General features: G+C 40.4%; 19 protein-coding genes. 8 read left to right on the top strand and 11 right to left on the bottom strand.

Features of this window, described 5'->3' with window-relative positions; translation table 11 throughout:
• Positions 1-8 precede the first annotated feature (8 nt).
• Together GO495_RS06085 and GO495_RS06080 are read right to left on the bottom strand one after the other, a co-directional pair.
• On the bottom strand, positions 9-440 hold the full coding sequence (locus GO495_RS06085; protein ID WP_240915158.1) for a MarR family winged helix-turn-helix transcriptional regulator: 432 nt from the start codon (positions 438-440) through the stop codon (positions 9-11).
• A gap of 176 nt (positions 441-616) precedes the next feature.
• Complete coding sequence (locus GO495_RS06080; protein ID WP_157298771.1) at positions 617-3,895, bottom strand: Fic family protein; 3,279 nt, start codon at positions 3,893-3,895, stop codon at positions 617-619.
• A gap of 127 nt (positions 3,896-4,022) precedes the next feature.
• Here GO495_RS06080 and GO495_RS06075 point away from each other — a divergent pair, with 127 nt between their 5' ends.
• A complete protein-coding gene (locus GO495_RS06075) occupies positions 4,023-4,178 on the top strand; it encodes a hypothetical protein (protein WP_157298770.1) in 156 nt (51 codons plus the stop codon).
• A gap of 31 nt (positions 4,179-4,209) precedes the next feature.
• Here GO495_RS06075 and GO495_RS06070 read toward each other — a convergent pair whose 3' ends face one another.
• Both GO495_RS06070 and GO495_RS06065 read right to left on the bottom strand, forming a co-directional pair.
• Positions 4,210-6,495, bottom strand: a complete 2,286-nt coding sequence (locus GO495_RS06070) for a M60 family metallopeptidase (RefSeq protein WP_157298769.1) — start codon at positions 6,493-6,495, stop codon at positions 4,210-4,212.
• 202 nt (positions 6,496-6,697) lie between these two features.
• On the bottom strand, positions 6,698-7,072 hold the full coding sequence (locus GO495_RS06065; protein WP_157298768.1) for a winged helix-turn-helix transcriptional regulator: 375 nt from the start codon (positions 7,070-7,072) through the stop codon (positions 6,698-6,700).
• Between the two features lie 160 nt (positions 7,073-7,232).
• On the opposite strand from GO495_RS06065, the gene GO495_RS06060 reads away from it, so the two are divergent.
• Positions 7,233-8,027, top strand: a complete 795-nt coding sequence (locus GO495_RS06060; protein WP_157298767.1) for an SDR family oxidoreductase — start codon at positions 7,233-7,235, stop codon at positions 8,025-8,027.
• Positions 8,028-8,272: 245 nt separating this feature from the next.
• On the opposite strand, the gene GO495_RS06055 is transcribed toward GO495_RS06060, so the two are convergent.
• Positions 8,273-9,637: a S41 family peptidase gene (locus GO495_RS06055; protein WP_157298766.1), complete on the bottom strand. Its 1,365-nt coding sequence runs from the start codon at positions 9,635-9,637 to the stop codon at positions 8,273-8,275.
• Between the two features lie 551 nt (positions 9,638-10,188).
• Between GO495_RS06055 and GO495_RS06050 the strand changes: the two genes are divergently transcribed.
• From GO495_RS06050 to GO495_RS06040, 4 genes are all read left to right on the top strand, one after another.
• Positions 10,189-10,530 carry a type II toxin-antitoxin system RelE/ParE family toxin gene (locus tag GO495_RS06050; protein ID WP_089780866.1) on the top strand — a complete coding sequence of 114 codons (342 nt, stop codon included), beginning with the start codon at positions 10,189-10,191 and terminating at the stop codon, positions 10,528-10,530.
• A gap of 2 nt (positions 10,531-10,532) precedes the next feature.
• Positions 10,533-11,456 (top strand): HigA family addiction module antitoxin, encoded by a 924-nt coding sequence (locus GO495_RS06045; protein ID WP_205691206.1) that lies wholly within the window; start codon positions 10,533-10,535, stop codon positions 11,454-11,456.
• On the top strand, positions 11,429-11,557 hold the full coding sequence (locus GO495_RS32350; RefSeq protein WP_276611794.1) for a hypothetical protein: 129 nt from the start codon (positions 11,429-11,431) through the stop codon (positions 11,555-11,557). Before GO495_RS06045 ends, GO495_RS32350 begins: the two co-directional genes overlap by 28 nt.
• A gap of 123 nt (positions 11,558-11,680) precedes the next feature.
• Positions 11,681-12,721, top strand: a complete 1,041-nt coding sequence (locus tag GO495_RS06040; RefSeq protein WP_157298765.1) for an IS630 family transposase — start codon at positions 11,681-11,683, stop codon at positions 12,719-12,721.
• A 78-nt stretch (positions 12,722-12,799) separates the two neighbouring features.
• Here the strand turns inward: GO495_RS06040 and GO495_RS06035 are convergent, their stop codons facing one another.
• The gene (locus GO495_RS06035; RefSeq protein ID WP_157298764.1) at positions 12,800-13,867 is read right to left on the bottom strand and encodes a hypothetical protein; all 1,068 of its coding nucleotides are present in this window, start codon (positions 13,865-13,867) and stop codon (positions 12,800-12,802) included.
• A gap of 210 nt (positions 13,868-14,077) precedes the next feature.
• On the bottom strand, positions 14,078-14,539 hold the full coding sequence (locus tag GO495_RS06030) for a hypothetical protein (protein WP_157298763.1): 462 nt from the start codon (positions 14,537-14,539) through the stop codon (positions 14,078-14,080).
• Positions 14,540-15,121: 582 nt separating this feature from the next.
• On the opposite strand from GO495_RS06030, the gene GO495_RS06025 reads away from it, so the two are divergent.
• Positions 15,122-16,270: an XRE family transcriptional regulator gene (locus tag GO495_RS06025; RefSeq protein WP_157298762.1), complete on the top strand. Its 1,149-nt coding sequence runs from the start codon at positions 15,122-15,124 to the stop codon at positions 16,268-16,270.
• The gene (locus GO495_RS06020) at positions 16,260-16,850 is read left to right on the top strand and encodes a PIN domain-containing protein (RefSeq protein WP_157298761.1); all 591 of its coding nucleotides are present in this window, start codon (positions 16,260-16,262) and stop codon (positions 16,848-16,850) included. Before GO495_RS06025 ends, GO495_RS06020 begins: the two co-directional genes overlap by 11 nt.
• 50 nt (positions 16,851-16,900) lie before the next feature.
• Here the strand turns inward: GO495_RS06020 and GO495_RS06015 are convergent, their stop codons facing one another.
• From GO495_RS06015 to GO495_RS06000, 4 genes are all read right to left on the bottom strand, one after another.
• Positions 16,901-17,086, bottom strand: a complete 186-nt coding sequence (locus tag GO495_RS06015; protein ID WP_157298760.1) for a hypothetical protein — start codon at positions 17,084-17,086, stop codon at positions 16,901-16,903.
• A gap of 135 nt (positions 17,087-17,221) precedes the next feature.
• Complete coding sequence (gene istB, locus GO495_RS06010; RefSeq protein ID WP_157298759.1) at positions 17,222-17,947, bottom strand: IS21-like element helper ATPase IstB; 726 nt, start codon at positions 17,945-17,947, stop codon at positions 17,222-17,224.
• A 146-nt stretch (positions 17,948-18,093) separates the two neighbouring features.
• Positions 18,094-19,641, bottom strand: a complete 1,548-nt coding sequence (gene istA, locus GO495_RS06005; protein ID WP_157298758.1) for an IS21 family transposase — start codon at positions 19,639-19,641, stop codon at positions 18,094-18,096.
• A 745-nt stretch (positions 19,642-20,386) separates the two neighbouring features.
• Positions 20,387-22,168: a DUF262 domain-containing protein gene (locus tag GO495_RS06000; RefSeq protein WP_157298757.1), complete on the bottom strand. Its 1,782-nt coding sequence runs from the start codon at positions 22,166-22,168 to the stop codon at positions 20,387-20,389.

Genomic DNA, 22,168 nt, shown 5'->3' with positions numbered 1-22,168 from the left:
TAACGGATTTATACAATAGTACCACCAAGCAGCTTAAACAGTTCAGCCACGGGTTGGTTGTTTTTCAAATTTTCTACTGGAATGATTTCTTTGGCAATGGCATTGGCCGTATACTTTGCGTCTTCATATATTTGCCGGCCGGCCGCTGTAAGTACTACGTAACTCACCCGCGCGTCCCATTCGTGTGCCTCCCTTTTTATAAGTCCCATTTTTTCCATCGGCAATAACATACGGGTAATACCGGAAGCAGTGAGCCCCACTTTTTCTGATAAGTCTGCGCGCCGTAGCTTTTCACCAGGAGACTGTTGCAACAGGTACAGGATCAGAAAATCGTTAAACCCAATGCCATGCATACTTAACTTATCAAACCTGCGGGCAATAACTGCCTGTATTTTCGCCAGGTTCATAAGGAACTTAAGAGAGTGACTGACTGCTGACATATACTTGACTAATCAATGATTATGCAAGTATATGACTTTCCGGCTATACAAACAAAAATTGTCGGACTGCTGAACTTTATAAAGGATACATATATGGTAAGATAACTTTAAACCCAGGTGTACTATACTACTATAAGACAATCTTCGGTTAATATCAAAACACCAGTGAGAAATTATCACTTTTTAGCATAGATTTTTTCACCGAGCATACTTGCCCATTCAGCCCTCGAAGTACCAAGGTCATTGCCCGTATTTTCGATTACCGGAAGCCTGTCTGCATCATCGGAAATAAGGAAATGCTGTAGCACTTTGTACATGTACATACGGCTGATGCGACCATTTCCATCATCGAAGGGATGGCAGGCTACGATATCCTGTTGGAGGTTGGCCGCGAGGCCTGCTATTTCTTTGTTGAATGCTTTAGGGCCATCAGATGTTGGGGATGTACGGTTAAAAGTTGTTCTCTTCCCGGCGAGAACGTTTTTATATTTTGCCAGCAGGATTATCAGGTGAGAACGGATTTCTTCCCTTTCACTATAGGGGTAGTATACTTCGTAGCGGGGTTCTGCATCATCTTTCAGCGCATCGCCGATAGTGTTTATATCGGCGACGTTCACGGTAAATCGTGTTTTCTCTTTTATTTCTTTCTTTATTGTCTTAATAAGGGATGCTGTTAATTCCCTCTCCCAGTCATCTATCAGATCTTCTTCCTTATATGCCGCATTAACCGTAATATTTTTTTCAAGCAGCGCATCTATCTGAGGTTGTGTAAGCTCGTACGTAGAGGTGTCGTCCCCCCACCCGCTAAAGTGATTGCGAAAGTTTTTGTGTCCTGTCAGTTCCGTTGCAACTCCCAGTAGCCCATCAACAGTCCATAGCGCGTCCAGTCCCGGAGCATCTTCTTTTTTGCGAAGTAGTGCCTGCCATTTGCGGAAGGTTTGCAGGCCATATATTTCCCTTGGGTGATGAATACCGCTCCGCAGGTTTTCTATCCCATCCCGATGCGCTTCGCTGGCTCCCCATGCTTCATGCCGGCTGTATTTTGCGGCAGCTTTATTATAGTGGCGTTTATCCACGAGGGTTTGTACTTCTGTGGTCTCCCCTGGATCGGAACCAACAACGGTGTCGAGGTCCTCTGGCTGAAACGGCTTGCCCGCAGGAGCAAGCTCTTTCATTATATAGATGGAACCCTGCTCTTTCTTTTTCCCCCGTATCCTCTTGTTTTCTACGACAAACCTTGCATAGGGTGGAAATAATATTTCCCGCTGATACCATTTGAGAGCTCCCGCCAGTAGTTGTACATCCTTGCCGGTGTGCAGGCATTTGATGACATAAAGATCGCCTTTGCCAGTTTTGTCAAATTGGATGCCGAAGCGCGGAGAGGAACTAGCACTCCATAATACACCCGGAGAGATAATTTGACCGGGTTCATGATCCGTGACCTCAGACTCCAGGCGATAGGCCCAGCCTTCGTGCACTGGTAATGCCTCGAGGCCATCTGTAGCAGATTGTACATTGTCAATCGCACTTTGATCGTCTTCTCTGTTGGCAGGAGCATCCAGCACATCACTGAACTTACCAAACCCTCCGGAAATGTATTTACTGATCTTATGAGCGCCTCCGATATTATTTTCCATTAAAGCATTTACATGCTCTTCTTTATCCCCGGTTGATGCGCCGAAGTCGTAATCGCCGAGATGCGTTGCAACTTTTTTCACGTTCTTCCGTAAAGTATTCTGCTGGCTTTTGGGTACAGCTGGTTTTGCTAAAGGAGTGGTACGTAATTCCGGAGGCATGAGGACATCCCTGGCAGACTGGAACCAGCGGGCTTTTTTAGGTTCATATTTTTCTGCAAAAATCATTGTCAGCACGAGGTAAGCAGCGATATTATCCTTAAACGCCTTTTTATGTGCGGTATATGCTTTTTTACTCTTTATGCCTTTTATTGACGCTGTCTGTTCGTCAGATAGTTCATCCAATATTACAGGAGGGATTCTATTAAAGAAGGCGTCTTTATCACTATCCGCACGTACTTTCTTTTGTGGCTGCGACAAATTTCTTATGGCACTCTTTATCAGTTCAGTGATTTCGTCAGGAAATAGTTCGTCCAGCGAGTGCAGACTCTCTGCAGAATGATAGAGGCCTTTCGACATTATGTTCAGGCATCCGGGAGAAAGCAGGTAATTGGGAGGTTCCTTCCAGCCTATGGCCTTCAGGAAGGGGGAAGGTACCAGGGTGTAAATACCCGGGCCATCAGGTAGTGGCGGAAAAAGGTCCCGGATAGAAGAAAATGTTTCGAACAGGGTCATGTTTTTTGTTTGATACATGAATGCAAATAATGGCCAGCGGTTTAAATCCATGTTTTCTAATGTACTTAATACTGCTGACAGGCTTGCATTTGGGCCTTTCGATACATAATTATTTGCACTACGGCTGGCCTCCGCATAATGACTATCTACACGAAACTCATCTCCATTCAGTGCGGATTCACGCTCTATACCGCCTTTAACTTTTTTAGTGGCCACTTTCCTGACAGAACCACCAAACCTCGCATTTGTAGATTTTATATTTAGGTTGAACGTTTTGCTCTGGTCACGTTCAGATGACAGAGTGGGAACCTCGGACGCTGTTGCTGTTACGGCTTTGTTTATCTGCCCGTATACATCACCATAAGTATCTCTTAAATGATCAGCCAGTGCTCTTTCAAATATTGGCCTTGCCAAGGTAAGAATATGTTGGGCTACTGCCAGTATCTGTTCCTGTTGTAAATAATTCAGTGTATAGAAACCATGTGTATCGTCAGAAGAGGAAGAGGATGAGGATGATGAGGTTAACGATAAAGAGGATAAGGAAGAAGAAGGCATAGCTCTTCTAACCGGCTCAGTGCTGGTTGCTGCTCGCCTGTCCTGATATTCTACTACAGGCGTTTTTCTTTCTGTTTTCCCTTCTTTTTCATCATCATCGTCGTCATCATATTTTTCATCTTCTTTTGGCCCTGTTCTCTTTCTATCATCAGCCACCAGCATTTTCCCTATCCCAATTGCTTCGTCTACATCATCTCTTTCATCTACAGTATCGTCTTCTGATTCTTCTCCCGGAGCAACTTTCGCTACATATCGATTAACTTCGCGACCTTTTCCTGTAATACGTGCTCTTTTTGCCCCTCCGGAACCTTTTTCGGAAGTGTTGGTGGCGGCCTTCTGTTTCTTTCTTTTAGTAGCCTTCTTCTTATCAGATGCTTTTTTCTTAGCCGCTGCTTTCTTTTTACCAACAGCCTTTTTTTTACCAGAAGCAATTTTCTTTGGAGGCATCCGCTGTATTATGCTATCAGCCTCTGTTCCCATAATAAACGGCTGAGGTGCCGGCCGGGAAATGCCATTAGCAGAAGTATTCCCTGCAATCGCTCTTGATGATCTGTTGTAATGCTGAATGGTATTCGTGGTTTCCTTAGGCATAGAAGATTGAGAGAATCGTTGTGTAGTAAGAAAGATACGGTTTTTAATGCCTCTATTTAGTAATTCATTTTCTAAATGAATTAAAGACTCACCACTACTGTTCATAATTTCGAATAAATAGCAGAATATGAGCAGTTTAAAAGGGAAGTTATTCTTATTACCGGCGCTTCAATCCCCCTATAATATCAGGATCGGCAGCTACTATTTTAAAAGAATAAAAGAACATCCTGTAGTATATGGCTATACGTTTTTCTTATTCTCTCTGTTTAAAGGTAAACCATGAATAATTCGATTATAAGTACGACCATCCCGAGTCATTTAAGTTCATCGGGCAGCCAGGAAGGATAGGCCGTTACTTTGCCCTTCACCTTGTCTGACACGGGTACTTTCCAGATATCGAAGAATTGCGTAAGGTTAGTCTTTGTCGCATCGCAAATAGTGAGGAACCACAAGTCGCGCTTGTCTTCCTGCGATTGCGGGTATTGCTGCGGAGGTATGGCCCTGTATTTCGTGTAGGTATCATCTATACACTGCCAGCCAAATTGCCGGATCAGCTCTATGTACATGCAGAGCGCCAGGAAAGGGTCCTGGCCCCACTTTTCAAAGGAAGGCTTGTTGTGCAGGTGGTTGTTGATCTTTTTCAGTACTGTTTCTTTATCAGCAATGTCTTCGTGGTTATAAATACCTTTGTGCAGCACTTTGTCGTACACGTGCATGGTGAACAGGTTTACGGTTACCTCTCCCACTTCGCCAAAGTCTATGCCCCAGAACTGGTGGCGGTGGCCCAGTTCGTGGAACAGGCCCCAGGAGCCATGTTCGCGCACAAAGGCCTCATCCAGCATCCATTCACAACTTTGATCATCCGGCACGATGATGTGCTCCGGTACTGTGTACATGTAACCATAAGCGACATCCTGGTCTACGATCACCCTTTCCGGGTGCGGACGGGTGCGGGATATCTTAGCCAGGTCTGCATCTGCATCCATTACTTCATCCCAGAACTGCATCAGTTTTACGGGATTGCTCAATTGACGGATGCGGTAAGCAGGCACTGTAAGAATGATCTTATCGGTGGCCAGTTCCGCCCAGGGCGCAGGGTTGTTTCGAATGTTATTATTCCAGTCTGCTTCGTTGGTCTGGCCCAATTTAAAGTAGGGAGCTTTCACAGCACCCATTACCGTAATGTTGATCGCTTTAAGTGTAGTTGTATCGCCAATATTGAGTTGCAGGAGTCCGCCAAAGGGCGAGTAAACTTCTGTCGTGTCTTTGTCCAGCTGGAAGGTGCGCACCATATTTTCGGCGCTGCGGGTCAGCCTGTTCAGGTCTGCCAGGTCATCGCTGTGTACGCCTATTTGTGCTTTCAGTTGCTGGTTCCTGTCTTTGCTTTGCAGGATCACTTTCACCACCGTACCGGGCGGCACATACAGGCCCGTAGAATGAGGGCGAAAGTATACAGCGGTTGGCTCCAGCAGCCCCTGCGCACCTACCTGCACCGGCACCGTGATGCTGGTAGTAACGCGGGTGGCCGTATCCGGCACAACGCCAGGAAAGTAACGTGCACCGGGGGCGACCGCATTCTTATCTCCAGCGGTAGGATGCTGCTTTTCCTGGAAGCGCTGCATGAGGTGATAACGGACCTTATCTTCTGCAGTAGAAAATGTTATTGGTTTTTGTGGCGTGGGAATGGCCAGCGTATCCGGTAGTTTGTATTGTACTTTGAGGTTTTGCAACACAGCGGAATTGATATCGTTATTTTCAAACATCAGGTCCACCGTTGGCTGCACTATGTATCCATCTGCAATATCATCCATAAATCCTGTAGACGGGCGTTTTAGCAAAGGCAGCATGGTGGATAAATGCAGGTAGCATGGTACACTGTCTATGATCAGGTCTTTGTTTCCGGCAGTGCTGTAAAAGGCAATGTTCTTATCGCAAATACCGGCTTTTACCAGCAGCGCATTTATACAGGCAGGTTGCATAGTGCTGCCGGGCGTAGCCAATACTTTTTGATACAATTGCTCATAAGGCGATACCTGTATGAGTGTGCCACCGTTGCGCACAAAGGTTTCCAGGGCTCTCAGAGTGTCTTTGTCTGCTACGTCTGTTGCCAGATAAATGATATCGGTATGTTTTTCAATGCCCGTATTTTTTACCAGGTAAGTGCTGATATGCTGCCGGTGCGCCAACGCCAGGAAGGCACTATCTGCGGCGGTGTAAATGCCCATCTTCGGGCGTTTGCGCCCATTCCCCGCCCAGGTCAGTATGTTCTGCGCCAGTTGGTGCACGTCAGCATCGCGCAGCAGGTCTTTACGCAAATAAGCGCCACTGCCAAAAGCAATGATCCTGCCCTTGCCAAGCGGGGAAGTTGCGATCACGGCCATTTTTACCGGCACGTTTGCATCTATATTGGCTACCGCAATATTTTCTACGGTATCGTTAAAAGTAAGCAAGGTAAATACCAGGTGCGGAGTATCTGGCAATGGCAGATGTCGCACATCGTTCAGCAGTAGTGGTTTGGCCAACTGTTGCGCAATGGCGGTTTGGTGGCATAGTACAAAAAAAAGGTATAGTACAAGCACAGGAGCGCAGGATAATTTCATCGGGTTATTTTCTGTCTAAAATACGGGAACTAAATTGCATACACAAGTGAGTGAGCCTACGAGATCAATATCCAAGCAGCCCATATTATAAAGATTTCTCCAGGAGAAGTTATGTTGCTGTTCTGGCATTTGCAATATTTCGTAAAATCAAATGATGATTACAAACTTCGGCTTTTAGTCAAATATGAGTTATATATCGACATTAAACAACTTGCTTTCCAGATAGTTTATCTGAAATAGGGTGGCCGCTTCCTATATTGCCGGCTATCTGTTCTCCCCAGTCATTCATGGCGTTTAAGATCGGCATAAGCGTTTTCCCTATATCGCTCAGTTCGTACTCAACACGAGGAGGTTTTTCATTATAACTATGCCGGATAATCAAACCATCTTCCTCCAGCTCTTTTAACTGCTGGGATAATATTTTCCTTGATATATCAGGTATTTGTATAGTCAATCTGCCGAAACGAACATTTCCAACAGCCAGTCTGGCCAATATGATTGGTTTCCATTTGCCACCTATATATCCCATAGTTCGCACCATTGGGCAGTATGCTGCATGTGTCTCAAATTTCCTCATTAGTTACTTTAATGTTACCACTTTTCGGACTTTAGTTACATAAATGTCACCACTATTTCGGGATGCGTAAAAGGATCTCTAAAATTGAAGTAGTTACTTTACGAAAGTAAACAAAAATAAAATTTACATAAGTAACATCAATCTATTAAAAATTAGAAAAATGGAAAATAAGCGGAATCACGAGAACCATCTGGAAGGTAAGATTGCACTGGTAACCGGTGGAACAAAAGGTATTGGAAAGGCTATTGCTAACAGGTTAATGCAGGCAGGAGCTAAAGTTATTGTAACGGCACGTACTCAGTCGGGGGAAGCAAACCCTGCATATCATTTCATTGCAGCAGATCTATCTGATCCGGAGGATGTAATTAAAATAGCAAATGAGATCAATGAGCTATTTGGTGGTGTGGACATATTAGTGAATAACATGGGTGCAAATACATCTCCTGGTGGTGGTTTTAGTACATTAAAAGATGAACACTGGGATGAGGCATTGCAAGTCAATTTGCTATCCTCAGTTCGTTTAGATAGGGCTTTATTACCTAAAATGCTGGAACAAAAAAGTGGGGTCATCATTCATATTTCTTCAACCAGCAGCCGTTTTCCCATCTGGGAATCCACTATGGCTTATAGCGTTGCAAAAGCGGCATTAAACACGTACAGCAAAACATTGTCTGATGAAGTAGCTAGTCATGGAATACGGGTTGTAACAGTGTCTCCGGGTTTGAATAAAACAGCCGCAATCGCAGCATTTTTAGAAGATTTGGCTAGAAATGCAAACATCACGGTTGAAGAGATGACTGGAAAACTTTTTGAAAGACTTGGTGGAGTGCCAATGGGAAGAATGGCGGAGCCAGAAGAAACAGCAGAATTGGTTTATTTTCTTGTTTCACAGAGAGCCTCTTATATAACTGGAGCAAATTATATTATTGATGGCGGAAACTTCCCTGTTGCTTAATTGGACCGTAAAACTTATGAGAGATCACTTAAGTGAATTGCGAGGGCGGTATAAAACAAAAAAGAAGAACTATTCCTCTAATACGAAAAAAGCCCTGAGATGTAAAATCTAAGGGCTTCTATTTTCTTTTCAAAACAAAGGCGTCAATTTTGTAAGACCGCCCAAAGAAGAACCCTACGGCACAGTAGCTATATTTGAAGACCTGTACGGAAATTTATGGGATCAGCTGCAGCCTGTCAAAAGCCTTAATGTGATCCTTGTTTTTTGATCATTTCCTGAACGAATGCCTTGGCCGGATCCCTGCCAATAATGATATCGCCACGCTGAGGAATAACTATATGATCGGGCTGCACACCATGGCCATCACTCTTTGATGGATTGATTTGATAGGAGTGGCTGGCAATGTAACAAACGATTTTTGTATTGGGTAAAATATACTCCTCAGCATCACCACTGATCCGTGTGCGATTACCTCCGGTTTCTTCTCCAATAAATACGGCCCGCTGCGATTGTTGCAGATACGCGCTTACAATTGCCGTATTGGAAAAACTTCCTCCGTTGATTAATACATAGAGCTTTCCTTTGAAACAATCCGATGCCGGCAAAATCCACAATGCTTCTTTACTGCCTGACAGGTAATGAACAGGCTTTTTGATAAGGTAGGATAATAACAGTTTGCCAGGAGCGAAATCGCCGCCCTGGTTATCTCTCAAATCAAGCACGAGATGCTCTACCTGATCATGTTGCATTGTAGAGAAGATTACGTGGATAGTGCTGTCGAAATTTTGTTCATATAAGGATTCCAGCAAATCAACATCGAAGGTTTTAATAGCGAGCAAGGCTGTATGCGCTAATGGCCATTTTTCATAAATAATACCCCGCCCTTTTTTTGAAACCGCAGATTGTAGATCATTAATGGTTTTGTAAGATTGAATACTGTCTTTCGGTAAAGCCCCAATAGCAGTGGTTTCTATTCTGCCATCCTTTTCTTTATACTGTAAAATAAATGTTGTGGGGTAACCAAACAAAAAACTGTAGTACTCTTTAAAATAATTGCTTACGATCCACCGGGCATATTGAAGATTATTCCCGTCTCTGATCTGCCTGTCGAGTAATTGTTGGACGATGGTAGCAACAGGTTGGTTGTTGATGCTGATAATTTCTGTTCCGCGGGTCAGTGAAGTATCTTTCAAACAAGGTATTTGCACAAACAACCGGTTGCCGGAAACGAACACATGGAAAGGAAAGAACAAACTGTTTCTATTGTGATACGTTCGCGTAGCTTCGCTCAACAACTCCATCGTATGCCCATCTTTGATCTTTCCGTTTAATAAGGTAATCAAACCATAGAACGTTCTTTCTGTCATAGGTTGTTGAATAGCGTTGTGCAGGCTATCCATAAAAATCACAAAATTTTTCCGGGAAGTATACTGGTACAAATCAGGATGCGTTGTTTCCAGTTTGTAGCGCAGGTGTTGCAAGTCTTCCTGCAATGCCTTTACAGGAAATACGCGATCCGGCTGAAACCCTTTATCCTGCCCGGATGCAAGAGAGAGTACAAAAAATATGTTTGCCAGCAACAAGATTAAAAGAGCAGGAAGCCTGATCATTGTTATTTATGTTTTTTTGGCATGTTACATATTCTCTGGCACATTTGCAAGGCCGCAGGAGTAAGAGGTTCTGGAGATAACTTGGTTTTCTTTGGCGAAGCCATACCTGTTTTTTGAACAAGTATAGACAACCTCCAAATTATCGAATCGCTAAATTATTAACAGCCAGACGTTAAGGGAATTATTAAGTAAGTGAGGATAAATTATCAGACTTAAATTTGAAGGCTTTAAAGCTTGCGGGTTGTGGGAACAAGTTTCGATCCGGTTTATTCAGAATCTATTTGATATTCAGATGTTTATTGATTCATTTCTATCAGGAATAGTAAAAAATGTTTTATTTTAGTTAACAAATAGGTTAACCACAAAAGACATTTTCATGATTATGAAAAACGCTATTAATAGAAACGCTTGTTTCTGGTATTAAGAAGACCAACCAATATTTCTTAAATAAAGTGCACATAAATAGGTCAATATGACCGAAGGATAGTTGTCTTACTTATTCATTTATTTAACTTACACTTTCTATTAACTAAAATTAAATTATCTTTGTAGTGGATATTACTTTTAGGGATAAAAAATTAGAAGAACTGGCTAATAATGACCGGAAGCGTCTAAAAGAGTTTGGTAAGCTCCGGGCAGAGAAAATAAAAGCCAGGCTAGCACAATTAAGGTCTGCGACCAATCTTGAAGAAGTAAGGTATCTGCCCGGGAATTTCCATGAACTTACCAACAACCGGAAAGGACAATGGGCCTGCGATCTGGACCAACCGTACAGATTGGTGTTTACACCTCACGAGAAGCCTATTCCCACAAATGAACATGGTCAATATGTATGGATGGAGATTACAGGAATAGAAGTTAAAGAAATAGTTAACTATCATAAAGAAAAATAATAATGGCCAGGCAAAATCAATACTATCCACAATCAGTTCCTCATCCAGGGGAGACCTTAAAGGAGAAGCTGGAAGAAATGATTATGGGGCCAAAAGAATTCGCCCTTCGTACAGGAAAGCCTGAAAAAACTATAATTGCCATAATCAAAGGAGATAGTTCCATTACCCCTGATATGGCTGTCCAATTTGAGAGTGCTACCAGGATCCCCGCTAATTTTTGGATGAACCACCAGAGAAACTATGATGAATTTATTGCAAGAGAAAAAAGGAAAGCAGTTATTCAGGAAGCGGTGGAATGGGCAAAGCAATTTCCTTTGGCAGAAATGATAAAAAAAGGCTGGTTACCATCTGTAAAGACTATTCAGGAAAAAACAATGGAGATGCTTGCTTTCTTTGGCTTCTCTAATCACACAGCCTGGGAAGACTATTATTTTAATCAGCAACTTAAAGTAGCTTTTCGGATTTCTCTTGCACACACCAGCGAACCGTATGCTATATCTGCATGGCTTCGTAAAGGCGAATTACAAGCAATGGAGCTAGAAGCAAAGGACTATTCAGAAAAGAAGTTTAAAGAAGCATTACCAAAGTTGAAATCAATTAGGGGCAATTTTGATATTTTTAGTCAATTACAAAGTATTTGCCTGGAAGCTGGTGTGAAAATAGTGCATACACCCCTTATCAATAAAGCCCCCATAAGTGGTTCAACACGATGGCTAAACGATACTCCTTTGATTCAATTATCAGGGGAGTATAACGATAGTAAGAACTTTTTGTTTACTTTCTTTCACGAAGCAGGGCATATTCTCTTACATGGGAAAAAAGATATTTTTTTAGAGAAGGTAGAGTATTCCGATAAAGATCTCATTAAAGAAAAGGAAGCTGATGAATTTGCCACAAAATGGACGTTATCAGAGATGAAGAAGTGAAAATATTAGCAGCCGCCTATTTCAGCGAAGACGATATAAGAAGTTTTGTAAAGCAATTCAATATCCTTCCGGCAACTACATTTGGCCGGCTGAAACGTTAGAGAAATTAATTGCTAAACTTGCTATTGACAATTGTATAATGTCCCGCTGTCTTGTACTCCTTTAATTATAACTAGTGTGGTGAAATTATAGTAAATATACTAATAAGATATTATCTTTGAGATATGGCAAGAGTATCTCAAAAAATAACAGCAACAGCCTCAGAAAAGACTGAGTTATTATCGATGAGCCGTTCTCACAAGCTTGATAGTCGTTATGTATTGCGATCTCGCATCATCTTGTATTCGCTTGAGGGTAAAAGGCTGGATGAAATCATGGCAGAAACAGGGGTAACAAGAATGGTTGTAAATAAATGGCGTAATAGATTTCGTGCATCAGGGATTGAAGGACTTAAAGATGCCCCGCGTAGTGGAAAGCCAGCCAAATTTGATGCAGCAGATGAGGCGAGGGTAATACAAAAGGCCTGCGAAAAGCCAGCAGACGGTTATACCAACTGGTCGCAAAGGCGGATCGCATCAGAAACAGGAATGAGCCAGTTCAAAGTGCATCAGATATTAAAAAAAGCGGCATTAAAACCACATAAAGTAGAGTATTGGTGTGGCAAAAGTCCTGATCCTGAATTTGAGTCTAAGATGATGACAATTGTAGGTTTGTATATGAATCCCCCACAAAATGCAATTGTACTAAGTGTAGACGAAAAAAGTCAATTACAGGCGCTTGACAGGACGCAACCAGAGTTACCATTACGTAGTGGTCAACCCAGAAGACAAACAGCCACCTATAAGCGTAATGGAACAGTATCGCTGATTGCTTCGTTAGCAGTGCATAGCGGAGAAATAATAGGTAAGTCAATTGACAGCAACAACAAGGATAATTTCTTAAGTTTTCTTAAGAAGTTGGATCGAACATATCGCAACAGCACCTTGCATATTATAGTAGATAATTTTTCTGCACACAAGCATAAGGACATACAGGAATGGCTTAGTAATAAAAGAAAAATTAAACTGTACTATACCCCTACATATTCGTCCTGGCTTAATCAGATTGAAATATGGTTCAATATGCTCTCAAAAGACGTTATAAAGGGAGGGATATGGAGGTCGACTAAGCAGATGGTAGATCAGATTATGGAATACATTAAAACATACAATCAGACACGAGCCAAACCATTTCAGTGGACTTATGAGGGAACTAAAAGTAAATAGTATGCTTATTACAAAATCACCACACTAGATCTTTGCTTCCTCATAATTAAGCCAGCTTCCGTTGTCTATTTAAAAGAATTATTGTTTGATATACTTATAAACACTCTTAAAAGTAGCAGAACTGGGAAGAACTATTGTAAACGAAGAATCTGCTAACTCCAGTAAACTATAAGTGCTGTAGCCAAAACCAACATGATCAGCGGACGGGTAAATCTGTGTTAGTTTTCTGGTAGCGGCGTCGTATGATATTGTGCCTTTGCGTACAAATGTGTCATTACTCTGGTAATCATAAATGTAGTTACTACAAGATGAAGCTTGTAGATTCAGAATTTTATAAGAGCCGATATAATTAATTGTCATACCAAATTTATCGAATGTAATTCTATCATCGAAATGGGCTATTTGATGTGGAATGACAACATCTGTCGCACTGATGTTTTTAACCAGTAAACCGTCTACACAGTCATAATAAGACATTAACATATAGCCTGTATCTAATGACCAAATACACTGATACTTACCATCTGAATAGCAACTGGTATACATATGTCTCCAGGTACCTATTAATGAATCATTCACTACTTCGCTTCCTTCCTGCAGAACAATGACCAGTGAAGTATCCGCATTACTTACATTATTTAAAGTATCATAAGCAGCGTATTTTATATAAAAGATACCAGAATCAATAGAAGCTGGCATTTTTAATACGATGGCAGAATCTATAAAGCCATCTCCGTAGCCACGAGCACCATTTTTACCATTAGCTGCAGCTCTTCTAAGGCCAATGGCCTTTGTATAATCAACTTTAAAATAAGATTTCGCACCTACAATCTGTACATAATATCCAGCTACATTACCAGATAAATTATGAGGATAGACGGTCAGATAACCACCTTTAAACACCTGGTAGACCTTTGTGAAAGGGGTGTCTAGTACCGGAGCTGAGGCATCCATAGATGCAGCCGGGAAAACCGAATCTACAACATTAGTTCCGTAAGCAACTTTAATTCCTGCTGTAAGCACATCGGCATTTATTTTTGCAGTTATGGTGTCCTGGACAGTTTTTCTAATGCTTTCACCACTCTTGTTACAGGAGTAAAACCCTATAGTGGCAATGATGGCAGTAAGGAATAAATTTTTCTTCATGGTATAAAGCTAATAAAAGATTGCATATTGACGGAGCTATACGCAGGCACACTTTTGCGCAATCACAAATGGAGGCATTGCTTATTCATTAACTAATTGAGTGCTAAACAACAGCAGGCTCAGGATAAAACTAGTTTTTACCGTGACATTTTATACTCAGATCGTATAGAGGTGTCCAATTATTTTTAGAGAAGGTAGAGGGGTTTGAGTTTATGGCCTAGCCCAAAGGCGAATAATATCAGCGGCAACATCGTACTCATATATTTGCCTTGTCAGCGTATCGATATTCAACCATTGCGCAGTACTGAATATTACTCCATCTCCGTTATTTATGTCTGCACCTAATTGTACAATAACATAACCAGCTGTATCGGTATTCTCAAAGCGGTCGTAAATAAAAACAATGGAACTGTCTTTAACATAGTCTTTCACCAGCTCGTTTATGGATACGGAAATGTAACTTAAAATGGTATCACGCATCCAGGGAAACCGGATGTTTACCTCTTCATTGGTGTGATCAGTATAATTGACAGGCGATTGAACAACAGGGGCTGCTGCAATAGAGTCTGGCACCGATGGGACAAAGCTCGTATCTGATTTAGCTCCTGTACCATTACTGGTATGACAAGCAGCAAGCAGCACTAAGGAAAACACAATGAAACTCCTCTTCATAAATACAGGCAAGTAATTAATAATATGTGAAGGTACAAGATTAGTCGTAAAAGAATAGAGGGAGAAATACTATTGCCCTATGAACGCTGAGGTACAGATAGGGCAACAAAATATTTCGAGAGACTATAAAATATCCTGTGTTTATGGCTTATTAGGTCATATAATCTGAATAAGCCTAAAGACCGGGGAAGGCGCTGCTGCCGCGCCATTCCCCCTTCCCCATCCCGGCAGGGTTTCAAACAATGGGGTAGGCGTTTACACAAAATATTTGATACTCCCTATTTCGAATCAAAAAAAGCCTCCAAATCTTTCGACTTGAAGGCTTTAAAGCTTGCGGAGAGTCGGTTACAACTTTCGACACTTTTTGTATTCGATTTAGACAAAATTGTACAGTTTATTACCAGATATTGCCAGAATAGACCGGAATTTAAGTTTAAGTGAGATTGGAAACGCCCTCTTGGTAGGGAGGTGCTTATCCGAATAATCGGACATAAGGTTATCCTAACATTGATGTAATTACCTTATATTTAGTTAAAATACATTTAGTGGCAATAGATTTAGTTACTCTTACTACAATTAGGAATGGCGTTTGATACCAAAATGTTTGGAGAGAAACTCCGTCGTTACAGGGAGCAACTACAGCTTTCCTTAGATGAGGTTGCAACGAAAACCGGTGTTGTAAAATCGCGCCTTGAAGATTTGGAAGGTGGATTAAACGAACCAACCGGTGACGAAATATTAATTTTCTCTGATTTTTATAAACAGGACTATGTTTATTTTATAAGTAACCAGCAGAAGGCTGCTTCGGAACAAATTGATATTCTATATAGGCAATATGGAACAGATTTCACAAAAGAAGACAGATGGGCTATTCAAGAATTTATGTTCCTTTGTGAATGTGAAGAATTGGTCTTTAAAGCTATCGAGTTTGAGAAAATAGATTTTGATTTTATCCCCTCAGGTAATTTCTATAAAGCACATGGCCAACAGGCTGCGGCAAAATTACGTAGCAAATTAGGCTTCCAGCCGATAGTAGCAATACCTAATCCCTACCAGATATTAAGAAAATTAGGTATTCACATATTTAGACGTCAATTGAGTAATTCAAATATATCAGGGCTATTTATCGCTCATCCGGTAGCTGGGAAGTGTGTTTTAATCAATTATTCAGAAGACATCTATCGACAAAATTTTACGTTAGCACATGAGATTGCTCATGCCATTTTTGATCACCAAGAAAATGTAAATGTTTCTTATGAACATTACAGATCAAGTCAAAAATTAGATTTAAGAGAAGTTAGAGCAAACGAGTTTGCATCATCGTTCCTTATTCCTAAAGAAATATTTAGTCGTGTAAAAGGTTCACAATGGACAGATGAAAGCTTTCGGACACTGGCCAAACGTTTACAAGTCAATGCGGAGCCTCTATCCATTGCAATGATGAATGCAGACGCAATAACATATGTACAACAAGAATATTTTAGGACCCTTAAAATAAATCCTGCTGATAAGATTGACCCTGAACTAAAAGACTTATCATCTAAAATGTATGAGGCTAAATCTAAACTCTTGCAAAGGGGGGTTAGTGATTTTTATGTAAAAAAATGCTACGAAGCCTATGACAAAGGCGCAATTTCTTCGGGTAGACTGGCCGACATGATGCTTTGTAATGAGAACGAGCTGGTTGGCTTATTAAACCTTTTCAATCTACAACTAACTTATGACAATTGATATTACAACGTGCGTGAAGGTAAACATTATTGATAGTTGTTCTATATGGAATTTACTTTCTTCAATACTCTTGTACAATAGAATTAAGACAAACGGATTTCACTTTTCTATCACTCAATTTGTCGAATATGAATGTTTATTTAAAGAAAGATCTAATCCAGTTAATCATGATAAAGAAATTCAAGAGCGATTAAGGAAAACTAGAGAAAATGGAGCCTTTAGTACTCATCGTCTGTCAATAGATGACCTGCAAGATTCCGATGTTGTCAAATATAGTCAGCATCTTGGTCGAGGTGAGCTTTCGTCAATTGCCTTTTGTAAAAAAACTAATCAAGTATTCTTAACCGACGATCAGAAGGCGAGGAAAATTGCAAAATCAATTTTGGGAATAGAAAAAACACAAACTGTCCCCCACTTAGTTGGATGGCTTTTCTATGAAGGTATTTTAACGGACAGTGATCTAGAGCCTATCATTGAAGAACACAAAAAGTTTGATAGGCCCTTAGAGAAATATTTTCGCTCTGTGTATAGCGAAGCGATGAGGGTTAAACTAATGACAAGACAGTCCAGCCCTCAATAATTACATTCTTGAAATTATATCTTTTCGGCTTAAATAACAGCAAACTAGGTCTATTCCTTTTCTTTGTTTTCATTATTAACTACTTGTTGTTGGGTAGCAAACCCATATAAAACACGAGCAAACCTCTTAATAGACCAAATAATTTTTTGAGCTTCTTCATCAGATAAATCAAGACCTGACAGTTCTCTTAGTTTTTCAGGAGTAAGTGGCTCATTATTGGGATTTAACCTTTTCATTTCGTCGATATTGATTGTATATTCCGGTGATGCTGACCATGTATTCCGGGCGATGTTGACCACCCTTTTAAGAGACTAAAAAAAGAAAGAACTTTTGTGGATTTTCAAAGATACATGTTGAGCACTTAATGGCCCTCATTTTTTCTTTCTCAAAGACTCCCCTTTAAGCTCTAACCGGTGACTATTAGCTGTCATTCTGTCCATGATTGCATCTGCTAAAGTAGGTTCATCGATATATTCATACCAGCTTGATACAGGTAACTGCGAGGTCACAATAAGTGATTTCTTCGCGTACCGGTCCTCCATGATTTGTAACAGAGCTAGTTTGGAGGTCTTATTAAGGTTCTGAAGACCAAAATCGTCTAGGACTATCAGAGGGATCTTTTCGAGCTGGTTTAAGAACTTCAGGTAGCTTCCCTCTGTCTTTGCCATTACAATCCCTTCTATGAGACGATTCATGTTAAAATAGCGTGTTCTAATGCCTAATAAGCAAGCTTGATATGCTAATGCACAGGCTACATAGCTTTTACCGCAACCAGTAGAACCGGTGATTAATATATTCGCTCCCTGCTGTATATAATTACTTTCCAACAGTGTACTCCAGGTTGTTTTACTCAGATTACGGGTAGCATTACATTCTATGCTCTGTGGTAGTGCCTGATAACGTAGTCTGGCAGACTTCAACAAGGTTGTCATGCGGTCATTCCCCCTGTGTAATTTTTCAGCCTCCAATAGATGTGCAATCAGTTCATGGCCTTCTAACTGATGATTGACGGGTAAATTAAGCTGGGAGCTGTATGAGGCAGCCATGCCGGCTAATTTCAGCTCCTTCATTTGTTCCAGCGTTTGATTTGTGTTCATTGTTTATTGATTTTTATGATAATAAATAAGCGGTAATATATGTCTGTAATTAGAAGAGAAGTACAGATCATTGTTAGCGGATGATTTTTCATCATCTGCTAACAATGATCTCCCCGCGGGAGCGTACCAGTGTAAGTATTATCAGACTAAGAGTAGTTTTGCTTCCCACGGATATTGTTATGTCCAGGCAATCGCAGATCTTCTGTATCAAAGAGTAATGGTTGTTTATCCAGCCCCGATTCCAGTATGTTGCGGATCATTCTAAGTGTTGGACGAGGTATATTGGCAGCGCGTTTGCAGGCGGCTTCTAATCGTTGCTTGCTGTATTTATTCTGTAACAGTATCATGGCATTGCAGGCCTTATAATTCTGTTCAGGATAGATACTGCCATGGATAATGCGGGAGGCGGACTGCCGGGTGTATTCACCTACCCATCCTGCTCTGCAAAGCAACTCGTCCACTGTCCATCCTGCCATTTCTACCATCGCCTTATGTTGCGGCGGCATATGCTCCTTTATGCGATTAAACTTCCCTTCTGTACTACTTCTCACGTGGAAAGCTATCCGGTCAAGACCATAGTATACTTCCACGGTTTTTTCATCATAGCTAACATGCACTTTACGACCAACATGTTCATAGGGCACTGTATAATAATGCCCGTTGTCAGGTAACTGTATCGCGTAGTTGCGTTGTACAGTAACCTGCTTACTTTTCTTAACGTGGTAAGGCTGTTCTGGTAGCGGTTTAAGCACACTTTGTTCCCAGCGCATAAAGATATCCCTGCGGCTTTCGCTACTTCCTTTATAGGGTTTCAGATTGAGCAGATCCAACTGTTCACGGACACGACGATTCAGCATCTCCAGGCTGGTGGATACTTCTTTGCGCAAAGGGGCATAAACATGGGTGTAGATAATATTTACAGCCTTTTCTACCATTGCCTTATCTGTTGGCTTTGCCGGTCGTGTTGCACTAAAGGTAGTCGTGTAATGTTCGGATAACTGATAACACATGTCTGTAAAAAGTGGCTCGTAGCGGTCTGACCGGGTTACCGCTGTCCTCAGATTATCGCAAAGGATCGTTTTGGTAAGGCCTCCGATATATTTGACCATCTCATTGATACATCTTGCAAAATCGGGTATTCGCTGGCTGGGAACGGCTATACAGAAAGCTAATCCGCTATATGGTAATATGGCAACAAACACTTCGCAATGGATAATATCCCCGGTTTCTTTTTGCACATAGGGTAGCTTTTTACCTGCAAAGTCAACCTGGGTAAACTCTCCTGGGTTATACTCCCAATGGAAAGCTGGATCGGTGTCTTTCAGGTATTTTTTAAACAGGTAACAATACTGGCTATACTTGTATCCATCATCATTCTCACCCATATATTCTACCCACAATAACTGTTTCGTAACCCCAGTGCCATGCAGCGCCTTTTTGGCCTGCTCAAAGTGCTTGACCAGTTTGTCAAAACGCTCTCCGCGTACAGGAGCGACATCATCGTTGTAAATGATTGCCGCCAGCGCTTTATCGCTCATTTGCCCCGGCCCATCTGCCGCCTCTGCTTCGCTATGGCATTCTACCTTCCGGAGGTATTTTTTAACCGTATTGCGGCTCATACCCGTTCTGCGGGCTATCTCACTGATAGAGATTCCATCCGCAGTCAATTGTTGAATTTGTTTTGCCTGAGTCATTGTAATTGGTTTTTGAGCCATCCCCTGTTTGTTTAACTGAACGAAGGGGGTAAAATGACCACAAAAACTCAATCTTTCATTAGTCCTTAAATATTGATGGGTAGCATAAGGATAGGGTGGTCAACATGTGCCGGAATGACAGGACGTCAAATAGGAAAGGTTAAATCGAATAGGCATAAAAAGAATGAGAATGATCCCTGGCTACTCAATATAATGTCTTAAAATCCGACAAAATATGCCTGGTCAGCATGCTCCGGAACGCCTGGTCAACATAAAACGGAATGGGTGGTCAACATGCTCCGGAATCTACAATATTGATGTCCATTTGACTTGTTTTTTTGAGGTAAACAAATGAGAAAAATGAGGCATTTCGACCCTACAAGTAATTGACAATTAACCCATAGAATAAAAGAGGAGAAATTAAGAAAAATTCTTCGAACTTAAAAAGCCTTCAAATCCAATGATTTGAAGGCTTTTTAAGTTTCTGCGGAGAGAAGGTTACAACTTTCGACACTTTTTGTATCCGATTTGGACAAAATTGTACAGTTTATTACCAGATATTGCCAGAATAGACCGAAATTTAAGTTTAAGTAAAGAGAAAGGGAACACTTTGTATCCTTGCCCTTTTAGGACAAAGACATACCATATAAGCAATATATTTATTGTTATTAATTTAGTGGAAATTATTTCATCAATTGGTAGGAGTGAAAAGAGGAAAGAATCTATAGTAATAGTACATGGAGAATCAGAAACTCCATATCTCATTTGTTAATTCTCTCAACTTTTCATCTCTGTAACCTATAAACTTAATAATTTCATCCCTATCATTTGCTATAACATAATCATTCATCTCAGGCAAATAACCTTGTTTAATTAAATAGTTGACTCTTTTAATTGGATCATTTTTAGAATTAATAATATCCAGGTCAAAACGTCTAACTAAGCAATGACCAGCAACAGATTTAATATTAATATCCCAAGTTATTTCGTCTACATCACTTTCAATTTCATCGTCCTCCCAAATCTGAAATAAAACTAAAGAACTTTGTTTACGACTGCGCATAAGTTCGCTAAAATCTTCGACCTCAATTCCCATCGCTAACAATATACGAGCAAAGAAGTAATGATAGTATCCCCAGTTATCCATTCTATGAAGAACAGAGAATGGAGAATAGATCTTTTCCCAGGATTTTTCTAATTCAACAGCAAGTCTTTCTTGAAGCTCTTTCACATTAGTATCTCTAATCGATTTAATAAGTTCATACATCGAATATCTGATTGAGCTTTGCGTGATTGCTTTACCCGTAAGAGTTCTGCTATTTATATAGATATCGATGAATTTTCCAATAATGTTAATTTTTTTCACCACTACATCTTCGTCATCCAATTTCGTAACTGGTGATAAATAAAGAGGATATGCTAATGAATCAGCAATTGTGTAATAATTAGAGATATAAATATCTTCCAAACCCTCTGTGTTAATTGACTTAAACCTGTAAAGTTGTTGATATATTGAAGAGTAATAATCAAAATCGGAGCGTAAAAAATAATAATAATCTTCAGGTTTACTAAGTCCTGTTTTTGCTGAATTCTTTTTTACCCAATTGTGAAATTGGGTGCCTATTATTTCAAAATCTTCATTTTCTGCACCCTGTTTTGTTGATCGAACGGTTTCTGCATATTTAGCCCTCAACCAAGCTCTAAAAAATTCCAAGTCACCCTCTGAGTTTGTAGTTATTTTTATTTCTGCAATCCTCTCCTTCCAAAATTCGTTTAATTCCAAACTTTTTTCGCTGTCTGATACTTTTGATAACAAATACCCTTTCAACATTTCTGTTGGGTTCAGGTTCATGCCTCTATCGTTCATAGTTTCAAAAATAGTATACGCATTCTCCATGCTAAAGGCTTTAACCTCAACTAAAACGACTTTCTCCAATAACCATTCAATAAACAGAGGTAAAATATCCTTTTTGCTAATCTCTTCCGGAAATAGCATTGTAATATCTTCATACCTTTCTATGATATTAGAAACTGATTCATCCTTATTTCCATCCACAAAAACGACCTCCGGATCATAATAAAGGTGCCTAACAATTTTTTCTCTTGTATCAATATCTAAAACTAATGTCGTCTTGCCGGCTTTTGTTACATATAGAAATTGCTTAAAATCTTTTTGGAGATTAGATGGAAGTTCCAACTTGCTTTGTAAATGATGCAAATAAATAAGCAATAAAGTAAATGAGGTAAGTCTTTGCTGTCCATCTACTATAGACAAACTTCCTCCATCATTGCACAATACAATAGGTCCCATATAATAGCTATCATATGAATCATATTTTTCTATTGTATCTCCTACTTTATAGGCACTTAAAAAACTTATTGACAAGTCGCTTATCAAGGCTTCGATATGTTTTCGTTGCCAGCGATATTCTCTTTGAAAAACATCTATCTTATATCTTTCGTTTATGAAAATTTTTCCGAGGCTTTTATCTTTTGCTTCTATTTTATTGGCTATATGATTACTCAT

The sequence above is a fragment of the Chitinophaga oryziterrae genome, from assembly GCF_009758125.1.
GTDB classification, from domain to species: Bacteria; Bacteroidota; Bacteroidia; order Chitinophagales; family Chitinophagaceae; genus Chitinophaga; species Chitinophaga oryziterrae.
Note: the sequence above shows the minus strand (reverse complement) of the source record. Positions and strands in the feature narration are given on the sequence as shown.

Bases quoted from the DNA above. Each gene is read 5' to 3' on its own strand.
- GO495_RS06065 (WP_157298768.1), bottom strand. From the start codon at position 7,072: ATGAGGAAATTTGAGACACATGCAGCATACTGCCCAATGGTGCGAACT.
- GO495_RS06000 (WP_157298757.1), bottom strand. From the start codon at position 22,168: ATGAGTAATCATATAGCCAATAAAATAGAAGCAAAAGATAAAAGCCTC.
- GO495_RS06045 (WP_205691206.1), top strand. From the start codon at position 10,533: ATGGCCAGGCAAAATCAATACTATCCACAATCAGTTCCTCATCCAGGG.
- istB (WP_157298759.1), bottom strand. From the start codon at position 17,947: ATGAACACAAATCAAACGCTGGAACAAATGAAGGAGCTGAAATTAGCC.
- GO495_RS06025 (WP_157298762.1), top strand. From the start codon at position 15,122: ATGGCGTTTGATACCAAAATGTTTGGAGAGAAACTCCGTCGTTACAGG.
- GO495_RS06085 (WP_240915158.1), bottom strand. From the start codon at position 440: ATGTCAGCAGTCAGTCACTCTCTTAAGTTCCTTATGAACCTGGCGAAA.
- GO495_RS06060 (WP_157298767.1), top strand. From the start codon at position 7,233: ATGGAAAATAAGCGGAATCACGAGAACCATCTGGAAGGTAAGATTGCA.
- GO495_RS32350 (WP_276611794.1), top strand. From the start codon at position 11,429: ATGGACGTTATCAGAGATGAAGAAGTGAAAATATTAGCAGCCGCCTAT.
- GO495_RS06015 (WP_157298760.1), bottom strand. From the start codon at position 17,086: ATGAAAAGGTTAAATCCCAATAATGAGCCACTTACTCCTGAAAAACTA.
- GO495_RS06075 (WP_157298770.1), top strand. From the start codon at position 4,023: ATGAGCAGTTTAAAAGGGAAGTTATTCTTATTACCGGCGCTTCAATCC.
- GO495_RS06035 (WP_157298764.1), bottom strand. From the start codon at position 13,867: ATGAAGAAAAATTTATTCCTTACTGCCATCATTGCCACTATAGGGTTT.
- GO495_RS06040 (WP_157298765.1), top strand. From the start codon at position 11,681: ATGGCAAGAGTATCTCAAAAAATAACAGCAACAGCCTCAGAAAAGACT.
- istA (WP_157298758.1), bottom strand. From the start codon at position 19,641: ATGACTCAGGCAAAACAAATTCAACAATTGACTGCGGATGGAATCTCT.
- GO495_RS06020 (WP_157298761.1), top strand. From the start codon at position 16,260: ATGACAATTGATATTACAACGTGCGTGAAGGTAAACATTATTGATAGT.
- GO495_RS06080 (WP_157298771.1), bottom strand. From the start codon at position 3,895: ATGCCTAAGGAAACCACGAATACCATTCAGCATTACAACAGATCATCA.
- GO495_RS06030 (WP_157298763.1), bottom strand. From the start codon at position 14,539: ATGAAGAGGAGTTTCATTGTGTTTTCCTTAGTGCTGCTTGCTGCTTGT.
- GO495_RS06055 (WP_157298766.1), bottom strand. From the start codon at position 9,637: ATGATCAGGCTTCCTGCTCTTTTAATCTTGTTGCTGGCAAACATATTT.
- GO495_RS06070 (WP_157298769.1), bottom strand. From the start codon at position 6,495: ATGAAATTATCCTGCGCTCCTGTGCTTGTACTATACCTTTTTTTTGTA.